The sequence below is a fragment of the Serratia inhibens genome, assembly GCF_003591175.1.
In the GTDB taxonomy this organism is placed as follows: Bacteria; Pseudomonadota; Gammaproteobacteria; order Enterobacterales; family Enterobacteriaceae; genus Serratia; species Serratia inhibens.
The window spans coordinates 1,742,958-1,755,237 of sequence record NZ_QYYG01000001.1; the positions used below are offsets into that span (position 1 = coordinate 1,742,958).

Annotated in this window: 9 protein-coding genes; 1 reads left to right on the forward strand and 8 read right to left on the reverse strand. The window is 55.7% G+C overall.

Annotated features, from left to right (window positions below):
* Positions 1-45 precede the first annotated feature (45 nt).
* The 4 genes from ybgE to cydA are packed head-to-tail and all read right to left on the reverse strand — an operon-like array spanning position 46 to position 3,195.
* Positions 46-342: a cyd operon protein YbgE gene (gene ybgE / locus D4100_RS08295; RefSeq protein ID WP_065505967.1), complete on the reverse strand. Its 297-nt coding sequence runs from the start codon at positions 340-342 to the stop codon at positions 46-48.
* Positions 342-455 (reverse strand): cytochrome bd-I oxidase subunit CydX, encoded by a 114-nt coding sequence (gene cydX / locus D4100_RS08300; RefSeq protein WP_004949761.1) that lies wholly within the window; start codon positions 453-455, stop codon positions 342-344. The genes ybgE and cydX overlap by 1 nt, the downstream gene beginning before the upstream one ends.
* A 17-nt stretch (positions 456-472) precedes the next feature.
* A complete protein-coding gene (gene cydB, locus D4100_RS08305; protein WP_004949760.1) occupies positions 473-1,612 on the reverse strand; it encodes a cytochrome d ubiquinol oxidase subunit II in 1,140 nt (379 codons plus the stop codon).
* Positions 1,613-1,626: 14 nt separating this feature from the next.
* Complete coding sequence (gene cydA, locus D4100_RS08310; RefSeq protein ID WP_004949759.1) at positions 1,627-3,195, reverse strand: cytochrome ubiquinol oxidase subunit I; 1,569 nt, start codon at positions 3,193-3,195, stop codon at positions 1,627-1,629.
* 682 nt (positions 3,196-3,877) lie between these two features.
* Here cydA and D4100_RS08315 point away from each other — a divergent pair.
* Positions 3,878-5,776 (forward strand): bifunctional metallophosphatase/5'-nucleotidase, encoded by a 1,899-nt coding sequence (locus D4100_RS08315; protein WP_119804007.1) that lies wholly within the window; start codon positions 3,878-3,880, stop codon positions 5,774-5,776.
* Positions 5,777-5,839: 63 nt separating this feature from the next.
* Here D4100_RS08315 and sucD read toward each other — a convergent pair whose 3' ends face one another.
* The 4 genes from sucD to sucA form a co-directional block, all read right to left on the reverse strand.
* A complete protein-coding gene (gene sucD, locus D4100_RS08320) occupies positions 5,840-6,712 on the reverse strand; it encodes a succinate--CoA ligase subunit alpha (RefSeq protein WP_020825678.1) in 873 nt (290 codons plus the stop codon).
* Complete coding sequence (sucC, locus tag D4100_RS08325; RefSeq protein ID WP_004949756.1) at positions 6,712-7,878, reverse strand: ADP-forming succinate--CoA ligase subunit beta; 1,167 nt, start codon at positions 7,876-7,878, stop codon at positions 6,712-6,714. The genes sucD and sucC overlap by 1 nt, the downstream gene beginning before the upstream one ends.
* Positions 7,879-7,995: 117 nt before the next feature.
* A complete protein-coding gene (odhB, locus tag D4100_RS08330; RefSeq protein ID WP_065505965.1) occupies positions 7,996-9,219 on the reverse strand; it encodes a 2-oxoglutarate dehydrogenase complex dihydrolipoyllysine-residue succinyltransferase in 1,224 nt (407 codons plus the stop codon).
* A gap of 18 nt (positions 9,220-9,237) precedes the next feature.
* The gene (gene sucA, locus D4100_RS08335; protein WP_065505964.1) at positions 9,238-12,045 is read right to left on the reverse strand and encodes a 2-oxoglutarate dehydrogenase E1 component; all 2,808 of its coding nucleotides are present in this window, start codon (positions 12,043-12,045) and stop codon (positions 9,238-9,240) included.
* Between the last annotated feature and the right edge of the window lie 235 nt (positions 12,046-12,280).

Genomic DNA, 12,280 nt, shown 5'->3' on the forward strand with positions numbered 1-12,280 from the left:
TAATTATGGGCCGGAACGGCCCATAACACGGGGATATAACGGAGATTATAAAGAAACGTAAAGTAATCCTGCGGCCAAGATCACAATTGCCGGAAGTGGCGCAAAAAAAGCACGCCATAGCGAACGTTGCGGCCGGAACCCGACGCCGTGGATCACGCCGGTGCACACCGCCCAAATAAGCAACAGGCCTTCCCAAATCTCCAGCGAGCTGGTCTTCGCCGCAAAGCGGGTCGGATCCCAGAAAATACAGCCCGCCAAAATCAACGCCAGCACCAATGAAAGGGCCCGAACCGGGCCCTTGTCAGTCATGGCGTACAGCTTGTCAGCCAATGACGAACTCATCACTTGCCGTCTTGCTGCGCTTTTGAATCTTCGTGGTGCTCAAGCGCCAGCGCCGTAATGATACCGAAGGCACAGGCAAGAAGCGTTCCGAGGATCCAGGCAAAATACCACATGGTTTAGCTCCTTATCCTTAATACAGCGAATGCTTGTTGTTCTCGATGAAGTTCTTGTCGAGACGGCCAAACATTTTGTAGTACGACCAGCTGGTGTACGCCAGAACGATAGGCACGAAGATCGCCGCAACAACGGTCATCACTTCTAGCGTAAACAGGCTGGACGTCGCGTCCCACATGGTCAGGCTAACGTTAGGCACGGTGCTTGACGGCATCACGAACGGGAACATGGTTACCCCGGCGGTCAGGATCACGCAGGCAATGGTCAATGACGAAGACACGAAGGCCAGCGCGTCTTTCTGCAAGCGCGAGAACAACGCGGTGAACAATGGCAGCACTACGCCCAGAGCAGGCAAAGCCCACAGAGCCGGATACTTGTTGAAATTAATCAACCAGGCACCCGCCTGATGCGCCACTTCTTTACGCATCGGATTAGACTCCGCCATGGTATTCAGCGCCGAGGTAATCACATACCCATCGATGCCTTTCACCAGCCATACGCCACCCAACAGGAAGCATACCGCCATCACCAGCGTGGAGATCTGCGCCGCAGCGCGTGCGCGCAGGTGGATCTCGCCGGAGGTACGCATCTGCAGATAAGTTGCCCCTTGCGTCACCAGCATGGTCAGGCTGACCACACCCGCCAACAGGCCGAACGGGTTCAGCAGTTGGAAGAAGTTGCCGGTGTAGAACAGACGCATGTATTCGTCCATGTGGAACGGCACGCCCTGCAACAGGTTGCCGAACGCTACGCCGAATACCACGGCCGGCACGAAGCTGCCGATGAAAATGCCCCAGTCCCACATGTTGCGCCAGCGGCTGTTTTCCAGCTTCGAACGGTAGTCAAAACCGACCGGGCGGAAGAACAAGGCTGACAGCACCAGGATCATCGCGACATAGAAACCGGAGAACGCCGCCGCGTAGACCATCGGCCAGGCGGCGAACAGCGCGCCACCTGCGGTGATCAACCACACCTGGTTACCGTCCCAGTGCGGAGCGATGGAGTTGATCATCACCCGGCGCTCAGTATCGGTTCTGCCGATAATGCGCAGCAAGATGCCGACGCCCATGTCGAAACCGTCGGTGACGGCGAAACCGATCAGCAGTACGCCAATCAGAGCCCACCAGATAAATCGCAGTACTTCATAGTCAAACATACGTGGACTCCTGTTTAGCGCGCTTCCTGCACGGCGGCAGTCGGTTGTTCAAAGTGGTAGCGGCCAGTTTTCAGGCTGCTTGGACCCAGACGCGCAAATTTGAACATCAGGTACATCTCAGCCACCAGGAACAGGGTGTACAAGCCGCAAATCAGCCCCATCGAGAACAGAATGTCGCCCGCAGTCAGTGAAGAGTTGGCGACAGCCGTCGGCAGCACCTCACCGATCGCCCAGGGTTGACGGCCGTATTCAGCCACAAACCAGCCGGCTTCGATCGCGATCCAGGGCAGCGGCAAGCCATACAACGCCGCGCGATGCAGCCATTTTCGCTGACCGATGCGCCCGCGAATCACGCTCCAGAACGACAGACCGATGATAAACAGCATCAGCACGCCACAGGCCACCATGATGCGGAAGGCGAAGTACAGCGGCGCCACGCGTGGGATGGAGTCTTTGGTCGCTTGCTGGATTTGCGCTTCCGTCGCGTCGGTGACGTTCGGGGTATAACGCTTCAGCAACAGACCGTAGCCCAGATCCTGCTTGGCTTTATTGAACTCGGCGCGGACCGCCGGATCGGTATTGCCACCACGCAGCTCTTCCAGCAGTTGGTAGGCTTTCATCCCGTTGCGGATCCGCACTTCATGCTGCGCCATCAGATCTTTCAGGCCGGTGACCTGGGTATCCGTGGAACGAGTCGCAATCAGGCCAAGCGCGTAAGGGATTTGAATCGCGTAGGAGTTTTCCATTTTATCCTGATTCGGGATACCGAACAGGGTAAAGGCGGCCGGAGCCGGTTGGGTTTCCCACTCGGCTTCGATAGCGGCCAGCTTGGTTTTCTGCACGTCGCCCATTTCGTAACCGGATTCATCACCCAGCACGATAACGGACAATACGGCAGCCATACCGAAACTGGCGGCAATGGCGAAGGAGCGCTTGGCGAAAGCGACATCGCGGCCTTTCAACAGGTAGTAAGAGCTGATACCCAGAACGAACATCGCGCCACAGGTGTAGCCGGCAGCCACGGTGTGCACAAACTTCACCTGCGCAACCGGGTTGAGTACCAGTTCGGAGAAGCTGAGCATCTCCATGCGCATGGTTTCGAAGTTGAAGTCGGAAGCGATCGGGTTCTGCATCCAGCCGTTGGCAACCAGGATCCACAGTGCGGAGAAGTTCGAGCCCAGCGCCACAAGCCAGGTTACCGCCATGTGCTGCACTTTGCTCAGACGATCCCAACCGAAGAAGAACAGGCCGACCAGCGTCGATTCCAGGAAGAACGCCATCAGACCTTCGATGGCCAGCGGGGCCCCGAAAATATCACCGACGTAGTGGGAGAAATATGACCAGTTGGTCCCGAACTGGAACTCCATGGTCAAACCGGTGGCCACACCCAGAGCAAAGTTAATTGCAAATAACTTGCCCCAGAATTTGGTCATATCTTTATAGATTTGTTTGCCAGACAGCACATATACCGTTTCCATAATTGCCAGCAAAAACGCCATGCCTAGCGTTAATGGGACAAATAAGAAATGGTACATCGCCGTTAAAGCAAACTGTAAGCGCGACAGTTCGACAATATCAAACATCTTGACTCCTTGCTCCTCGCAGGAAGACTCCGACATGCGGTTATCGGTAATACTTCTTTCGAAGCCACCGGTAACGCCCCGCAGTGAATGCCCTTAAACACAACAAATTTGATCCAGCTTTTCCGCTTTCAACCGCACACTCACCGCAAGGCCGCGCGGGCCATCGCCAAGCACACCACTGAAAACCGACAACGGGTAACAAATGCAACAAGATCAACCATCCATAATCACAACAGGATGATACTCGCCCAATCCCACACAATAAATAGGTTTTTGCGTGATGTGGGTTAGACTTTTGGTTACAGGTCAAATCCTGGCCAAAAGAGGTACTTCGGGCTAATTTGATCTAAAACAATTTAAGCCTATCTCAGTATTATTTCCATATTCATCAGCACATTTCTCATAATTTTCTTGGGGTCATGTTGCGCAATGGTTTAATTGTTTTTTAATGATATTTTTGTGTTAAATAAATGTAATTCAAAAGCAATGTCATTGTATTATTACGCGCTTATTATGCGACATAATTAACTTTTTATTTCCAATAACCAAACACAGTGATTTCAGTCACAAAAGCAAAAAACTCTCTCCAATATTAGTCTATTTTTGGCTATTCGATCGTAAAGGTTGCATTTTTGTAGCAAAATAGAAGCTTGTATAAAAAACCTTTGGTCTACAATAACTTATGAAAAAAATTCTTTTTGCCTCTGTTCTTGGACTCTCAGGGAGCGCCATTGCCGCCGAAACGGTAAATATCACGCTGCTGGGCACCTCTGATCTGCACGGCACCTTCGTGCCCTGGGACTACGCCAGCGATACCGAAAACCTGGCAGGCAGCCTGAGCCAGATCGCCACTCAGATTAAAAAACTGCGCGCCGAACAGCCCAACCTGATCCTGGTTGACGCCGGCGACACCATTCAGGGCAACTTTGTCGAGACCTTCAAACATGAAGCCATCAGCCCGATGATGCTGGGCTTCAACGCGCTCAAGTACGACGTATGGGTGATGGGTAACCACGAATTTGATTTCGGTCTGCCGGTGTTGGCGACGCCACTCAAACAGTTTGAAGGCACCGCGTTGGCGGGCAATATTTTCTGGGATAACGGCAAGCCGTTCCTGCCGGCGTACAAAATTATCGAACGCCAGGGCGTGAAAATCGGCATTATCGGCATGGATACGCCAATGACCGCCGAGTTTGCCAAAGGCACCGATCGCACCAAAGGGCTGAACTTTACCGATCCCGTGCAGGCGGTGAAGAACGTAATCAGCGAGATTGACAGCCAGGTCGACGCCATCGTTCTGGTGGCGCATATGGGTATCGATAACGAAAACCAGCGGCCAGGCACCGGCGTGGCCGACATTGCCAACGCCAACCCGCAGCTGGCAGCGATCGTCGCCGGGCATATGCATGTAAAAATCGACAAGGCGGTGGTCAACGGCGTCATTATTACCGAGCCGGATAAATATGGCCGCGCGCTATCGCGCATCGATCTGCAGTTTGAACGGCGCGACGGCAAGTTCGCCCTGATCAATAAAGACAGTTTTACCTACCCGATTAAGGGCATCACGCCCGACAGCGGCATGCTGGCCCTCTACCGGCCGTATCACGATATCCTGCGCGCCAATGCCAACCGGGTGGTAGCGACGCTGACCGGCAGCGATCTGGTGCCTGCCGACGAGATCAAGGGGATTCCGCAAGTGCATATCCAGGATACCGGCATCAGCGCCCTGTTCCAGCAAGCCGCCCGTTATTACGCGCCGCAGGCGCAGGTGATCGCCCTGCAAATCGATAATGACTTCGCCAAACTCGATGTCGGTGAAATCAAGGCCAAGGATATCGCGTTTAACTATCAATACGCCGGCGGCGAAATCACCGTTTATCAGCTCAACGGCAAAGCGTTAAAACAGTATATGGAATGGTCCGCCGGTTACTTTAATCAGCTTAAACCGGGTGACGTCACCTACAGCTTTAACCCGGCGCGTCGCTCGTCCAAATACTCCACCAACGACTTTTTCGACGGCGTCACCTACAGCATCGATCTGCGCCAACCCGCCGGTTCGCGCATTACCGATTTACGCCTGGCCGATGGCACCCCGGTTACCGACGAGATGCCGATCCGTCTGGGCATGAACAGCTATCGCATGGGGCATCTGACGCAAAAAGGCGGTGCGCTGGAGGGGCAATCCTTCCCGGTACTGTCCGACAGCAAGGCGCAATACGGCGAGGAGGAAGGCACTATCCGCAATCTCACCCTTCGTTATCTGACGGAAGTGAAAAAAGGGCAATATCAAGGGCTGCCGCAGCAGCGCTGGAAACTGGTGGGCATGGAAGGTTATGAACCCCAGCGGGCGATCGTCAAAAGTCTGTTAAATCAAGGCATCATCCGCGTCCCCACTACCGATGACGGCCGTTATACCAACGTGGCATCAATCAACGTCAAAGACGCATTATTCAGTGACGCCGCGGGCTATAACGCCGCCCTCTCCTCACTCGAAAAGCAGCAGGGTACCAGCAACGACGCAATGCAAAAACAACGTCTGCAGGATCGCATCGCGCTGATCAAGGCGCTTAACAACTTCTGACCCCTTCCCATAAAAAAGGCCACCCAAAAGGGTGGCCAGTCATGTCGAAACAGTATTGCCGTATCAGCGATTCAATACCGCTTTTACCGCTTCACCGATGTCAGCCAGGCTGCGCACGGTTTTAACCCCGGCCGCTTCCAGCGCTGCGAATTTTTCGTCCGCAGTGCCTTTGCCGCCGGCGATGATGGCGCCTGCGTGGCCCATACGTTTGCCTTTCGGCGCGGTAACGCCGGCAATGTAGCCCACAACCGGCTTGGTGACGTGTTCTTTGATGTAAGCCGCCGCTTCTTCTTCCGCGCTACCGCCGATCTCGCCGATCATCACTATCGCTTCAGTTTGCGGATCTTCCTGGAACAGTTTCAGGATATCGATGAAGTTGGAGCCCGGGATCGGGTCGCCGCCGATGCCCACACAGGTAGACTGGCCCAGACCGGTATCGGTGGTTTGCTTAACCGCTTCATAGGTCAGGGTGCCAGAGCGGGAAACGATGCCCACTTTACCCGGCAGGTGGATGTGGCCTGGCATGATGCCGATTTTGCACTCGCCCGGAGTGATAACGCCTGGGCAGTTCGGGCCAATCATGCGCACGCCGGCTTCATCCAGCTTCACTTTCACGGTCAGCATATCCAGAGTCGGGATGCCTTCGGTGATGGTGATGATCAGTTTGATGCCTGCATCGATAGCTTCCAGAATGGAATCTTTGCAGAACGGCGCCGGGACGTAGATCACGGACGCAGTCGCGCCAGTGGCTTCTACCGCTTCGCGTACGGTGTTGAACACCGGCAGACCCAGGTGTTGAGTGCCGCCTTTGCCTGGCGTAACGCCACCGACCATTTTGGTGCCGTAAGCGATAGCCTGCTCGGAGTGGAAGGTCCCCTGGCTACCGGTGAAGCCCTGGCAAATTACTTTGGTGTTCTTATCGATTAAAATGGACATTATTTACCCTCCACTGCCGCAACAACTTGCTGAGCCGCATCAGTCAGGCTGGTCGCAGCAATGATATTCAGACCGCTGTCCGCCAGTTTCTTGGCGCCCAGTTCGGCATTGTTCCCTTCCAGACGCACGACCACAGGGACGTTAACGCCCACTTCGGCTACTGCGCCAATGATGCCGTCGGCGATCAGATCGCAGCGCACGATACCACCGAAAATGTTAACCAGAACCGCTTTCACCTTGTCGTCGGACAGGATGATTTTGAACGCTTCAGTTACGCGCTCTTTGGTTGCGCCGCCGCCTACGTCGAGGAAGTTGGCCGGTTCGCCGCCGTGCAGTTTAACGATGTCCATGGTGCCCATCGCCAGACCTGCGCCGTTAACCATGCAGCCGATGTTGCCGTCGAGAGCAACGTAGTTCAGCTCCCACTGTGCGGCACGGGATTCACGCTCATCTTCCTGAGAAGGGTCACGCATTTCGCGCAGTTCAGACTGGCGGAACAGTGCGTTGCCGTCAGCGCCCAATTTGCCGTCCAGGCAGATCAGATCGCCCTGCTTGGTCACTACCAGCGGGTTGATCTCAACCATCGCCAGATCGCGCTCCAGGAACAAGGTCGCCAGGCCCATGAAGATCTTGGCGAACTGCCCGACTTGCTTGCCGGTCAGGCCCAGTTTGAAGGCCAGCTCACGGCCCTGGTAAGGCTGTGGGCCTGCCAGTGGGTCGATGGTCATTTTGTGGATCAGTTCCGGGGTTTCTTCCGCAACTTTTTCAATCTCGACGCCACCTTCGGTGGATGCCATAAACACCACGCGACGGCTTGCACGGTCAACTACCGCGCCCAGATACAGTTCTTTATCGATGTCGGTCGCCGCTTCTACCAGGATCTGGTGAACCGGTTGGCCCAGCGCGTCAGTCTGGTAGGTCACCAGACGCTTGCCCAGCCAGGCTTCAGCGAAAGCACGGATATCTTCTTTGCTGTTAACCACTTTAACGCCGCCAGCTTTACCGCGACCGCCAGCATGAACCTGACATTTCACCACCCACGGGCCGGAGCCGATTTTGGATGCGGCTTCTTCTGCTTCACGCGGTGTGGTACAGGCGTAACCGGTCGGTGCCGGCATGCCATACCGAGCAAACAGCTGTTTTGCCTGATATTCGTGTAAATTCATGATGTTCTATCCATTCAGTTCTGAAGGTTTTAGCCGAGCCATTTTGGCGGAAAACCGCATGACTTTAATCGGCCACATAGCACAGAGTGTGGGCGCGGCGTACCGCGCCCATCAGGGTTATACGTCCAGCAGCAGACGAGCCGGATCTTCCAGCATCTCTTTCACCGTCACCAGGTAACCAACGGACTCTTTGCCGTCGATCAGGCGGTGATCGTAAGAAAGCGCCAGATACATCATTGGCTGGATCACAACCTGGCCATTCACCGCCATTGGGCGATCTTTAATGGCGTGCATGCCCAAGATCGCGCTCTGCGGTGGGTTGATGATCGGGGTAGACATCAATGAACCGAATACGCCGCCGTTGGTAATGGTGAAGTTACCGCCGGTCAGTTCTTCCACGGTCAATTTGCCGTCACGGCCCTTGACCGCCAGTTCTTTGATTTTCTTCTCGATGTCCGCCATGCTCATGCTGTCTACATCGCGCAGCACCGGGGTCACCAGGCCGCGTGGGGTAGATACCGCAATGCTGATATCGAAGTAGTTGTGGTAGACCACGTCAGTGCCGTCGATGGAAGCGTTCACTTCCGGGAAGCGTTTCAGCGCTTCAACCACCGCTTTGATGTAGAAGGACATGAAGCCCAGACGTACACCGTGGCGTTTTTCGAAGGCTTCACCGTACTGCTTGCGCAGGTCCATGATCGGCTGCATGTTGATTTCGTTGAAGGTCGTCAGCATCGCAGTGCTGTTCTTCGCTTCCAACAGGCGCTCAGCCACGCGCTTGCGCAGGCGGGTCATAGGTACGCGTTTTTCGCTGCGGTTGCTCAGGGCCGGCTGCGGTGCGGCTTCGGCAACTGCTGCGGCGGCCGGCTTGTCGGCTTTCTTGCCGTTAGCCAGATGCGCTTCCACGTCTTCGCGAGTGATACGGCCACCCACGCCGCTGCCTTTGATGGCTGCAGCGTCGAGATCGTGCTCAGCGATCAGACGGCGGATCGCCGGGCTGAGTGCATCGTTGCTCTCTTCTTCCAGGCTGGCGGTTGCGCGCTGTGCCGGAGTGGCTTCTTTAGCCTGGCTTTTCTCTTCGGTCGGCTTGCCAGAGCTATCGCCCGGGCGAATACGGCCGAGGATCTGGCGAGAAAGCACGGTTGCGCCCTCTTCTTCCACGATCGCATCAAGAATACCTGCTTCGCTGGCCGGCACTTCCAACACAACTTTGTCAGTTTCGATTTCAACCAGAACTTCGTCACGCTGGACGCTGTCGCCTGGTTTCTTGTGCCAGGTGGCTACGGTCGCATCGGCAACCGATTCAGGAAGGTCAGGAACCAGAATATCTACGCTACTCATTTAGCTTTCCCTTAATCTTTATTCAATATTCAGCGCGTCATTAACCAGAGCCTGTTGCTGCTTCTGGTGTACGGACATATAACCGACCGCCGGAGAGGCGGAGGCTGGACGTCCGGCGTAACGTAAAGAAGCCCCGAACGGCACGACTTCACGGAAATTGTGTTGGCTGCAGTACCAGGCACCCTGGTTCAGCGGCTCTTCCTGGCACCAGACGAAATCATGCACGTGAGCATACTTCTCCAGCACGGCCTGAACGGCCTGGTGCGGGAACGGGTACAGCTGCTCGATACGTACGATGGCCACATCTTTCTGGTCGTTCTTGCGGCGCTGTTCCAGCAGGTCGTAATACACCTTGCCGGAGCACATCACCACGCGTTTGACCGCTTTCGGATCCAGCTCGTCGATCTCGCCGATAGCCGGCAGGAAGGTGCCGTTAGCCAGTTCTTCCAGGGAAGAAACCGCCAGCGGATGACGCAGCAGGGATTTCGGTGACATCACCACCAACGGACGGCGCATACCGCGCAGCGCCTGACGACGCAGCATATGGTAAACCTGTGCCGGAGTGGACGGGATGCACACTTGCATATTCTGTTCTGCACACAGCTGCAGGTAACGCTCCAGACGCGCGGAGGAGTGCTCCGGACCCTGGCCTTCGTAACCGTGCGGCAGCAGCATCACCAGGCCGCACATACGGCCCCATTTCTGCTCGCCGGAGCTGATGAACTGATCGATCACCACCTGAGCGCCGTTGGCGAAGTCGCCGAACTGCGCTTCCCAAATGGTCAGGGTGCGCGGTTCCGCAGTAGCGTAGCCGTATTCGAACGCCAGTACCGCTTCTTCAGACAGCACGGAGTCCCAGACTTTAAACTCGCCCTGCCCGCTGTGCACATTCGCCAGCGGAACGTAGACCGAACCGTTTTTCTGGTTGTGCACCACCGCATGACGGTGGAAGAAGGTTCCGCGTCCGGCATCTTCACCGGAGATACGAATCGGAATGCCTTCATCGACCATAGTGGCGTAGGCCAGCGTTTCGGCCGCGCCCCAGTCGAACGCTTTGTTGCCTGCGGCCATCTCTGCACGGTCGCCGTAGATTTTCGCTACGCGCGACTGCATTTCGATCGCTTCCGGTACGGTGCTGATGCGACGAGCCAGTTCCTGCAAGCGCTTCATCTCAACCTTGCTTGGGTACTCTTCGTCCCACTCGTGGTTCAGGTACGGCGACCAGGTAAAGGAATGCAGATTCATTGGACGCCATTCTTCAACCACGCAATCGCCGCGATCGAGCGCATCGCGATACAGGTTGACCATTTCCGTGGCATCTTCCAGGCTGGCGACTTTCTGTTCGGTAAGAACGTCAGCATACAGCTTGCGCGGCGTCGGGTGTTTTTTGATCTTCTGGTACATCACCGGCTGGGTTGCACTTGGCTCGTCGGCCTCGTTATGCCCATGACGACGGTAGCAGACCAGATCGATCATCACATCGCGTTTGAAGGTGTTACGGAAATCCAGCGCCAGGCGGGTAACGAACGCCACCGCTTCCGGATCGTCAGCATTGACGTGGAAGATCGGCGACTGCACCATTTTGGCGATGTCGGTACAGTATTGGGTCGAGCGCGCATCCAGCGGGTTGGAGGTGGTGAAACCAACCTGGTTGTTGATGACGATACGCACCGTGCCGCCCACTTCGTAACCGCGAGCCTGCGACATGTTCAGGGTTTCCTGAACCACGCCCTGGCCGGTAATGGCGGCGTCACCGTGAATGGTGATTGGCAGCACCATGTTGCTGCGCGCTTCGTCCAGGCGATCGCGGCGGGCACGTACGGAGCCCATAACCACCGGGCTGACGATCTCCAGGTGCGACGGGTTGAACGCCAGCGCCAGGTGAACCATGCCGCCTTCGGTTTCGACGTCGGAGGAGAAGCCCTGGTGATATTTTACGTCACCGGTACCGAGGTGTTCTTTATGCTTGCCGGCAAACTCGTCGAACAGGTCGGCGGGCTTTTTACCCAGCACGTTGATCAACACGTTCAGACGGCCGCGGTGAGCCATACCCAGCACCACTTCGCGCGTGCCGTTCTTGCCGGCGTGGCGAACCATCTCTTTCAGCATGGGCACCAGCGCATCGCCACCTTCCAGCGAGAAGCGTTTCGCTCCCGGGAATTTAGCGCCGAGATAGCGTTCCAGACCTTCCGCTGCAGTCAGCTCGTTCAGGAAACGACGTTTCTCTACGTTGGTAAAGCTGGCGCGCCCCGCTACCGATTCGATGCGCTGTTGGATCCAGCGTTTCTCTTCGGTATTGGTGATGTGCATGTATTCCGCACCGATCGAACCGCAGTAAGTCTGCTTCAGCGCGGCATACAGATCGCCCAGCTTCATGGTTTCTTTGCCGATGGCAAATGAACCCACGTTGAAGGTTTCCTGGAAGTCGGCTTCGGTCAGATTGTGGTAAGCGGGATCGAGATCGGCAACGGTTTCTTGTTGCCACAGGCCGAGCGGATCGAGGTTGGCATGCTGATGTCCGCGGAAACGGAAGGCGTTGATCAGCTGCAGTACCTTGACCTGTTTGGCGTCGGTGTCTGGATCGTTGATGGTGGTGTTGTAACGCGCAGAGTCTTTCGCCAGGCGGCGGAAGTAGTCACGCGTTTGAGAGTGAAGCTGATCGGGTTTAACACCCGCGGTTGGTAGCTGTTGAAAAATGGAACGCCAGCTATCTTCAACGGAGCCCGGATCGGTTAAGAAGTCTTCATAGAGCTGTTCTATGTAAGACTGGTTCGCGCCCGCCAGATAGGAGGAATCCAGCCAGGCCTTCATTGCGCCGTTCTGCATCATGATCCCTTAAGCTTTGAAGCTTTAGTTTTCGCCGTGGTTAACATAATTACCGTGATGGATACGGTTTGCCGTAGAAACGGTTCACTCGACGTACTTAATACCCGTCGCCTTTCAAGCCGCAGCGTTGTTGCCTGCGTTCGCTCCCCCCAGTTACTTACTGAAGTAAGCGCCTGAGGACTCACGAACTGGTTGCCTGGCTGCAACTCGAAAGTCATAGGGTATGCCATTATGG

Bases quoted from the DNA above. Each gene is read 5' to 3' on its own strand.
- sucC (WP_004949756.1), bottom strand. From the start codon at position 7,878: ATGAATTTACACGAATATCAGGCAAAACAGCTGTTTGCTCGGTATGGC.
- sucD (WP_020825678.1), bottom strand. From the start codon at position 6,712: ATGTCCATTTTAATCGATAAGAACACCAAAGTAATTTGCCAGGGCTTC.
- cydB (WP_004949760.1), bottom strand. From the start codon at position 1,612: ATGTTTGACTATGAAGTACTGCGATTTATCTGGTGGGCTCTGATTGGC.
- cydX (WP_004949761.1), bottom strand. From the start codon at position 455: ATGTGGTATTTTGCCTGGATCCTCGGAACGCTTCTTGCCTGTGCCTTC.
- odhB (WP_065505965.1), bottom strand. From the start codon at position 9,219: ATGAGTAGCGTAGATATTCTGGTTCCTGACCTTCCTGAATCGGTTGCC.
- sucA (WP_065505964.1), bottom strand. From the start codon at position 12,045: ATGCAGAACGGCGCAATGAAGGCCTGGCTGGATTCCTCCTATCTGGCG.
- D4100_RS08315 (WP_119804007.1), top strand. From the start codon at position 3,878: ATGAAAAAAATTCTTTTTGCCTCTGTTCTTGGACTCTCAGGGAGCGCC.
- cydA (WP_004949759.1), bottom strand. From the start codon at position 3,195: ATGTTTGATATTGTCGAACTGTCGCGCTTACAGTTTGCTTTAACGGCG.
- ybgE (WP_065505967.1), bottom strand. From the start codon at position 342: ATGAGTTCGTCATTGGCTGACAAGCTGTACGCCATGACTGACAAGGGC.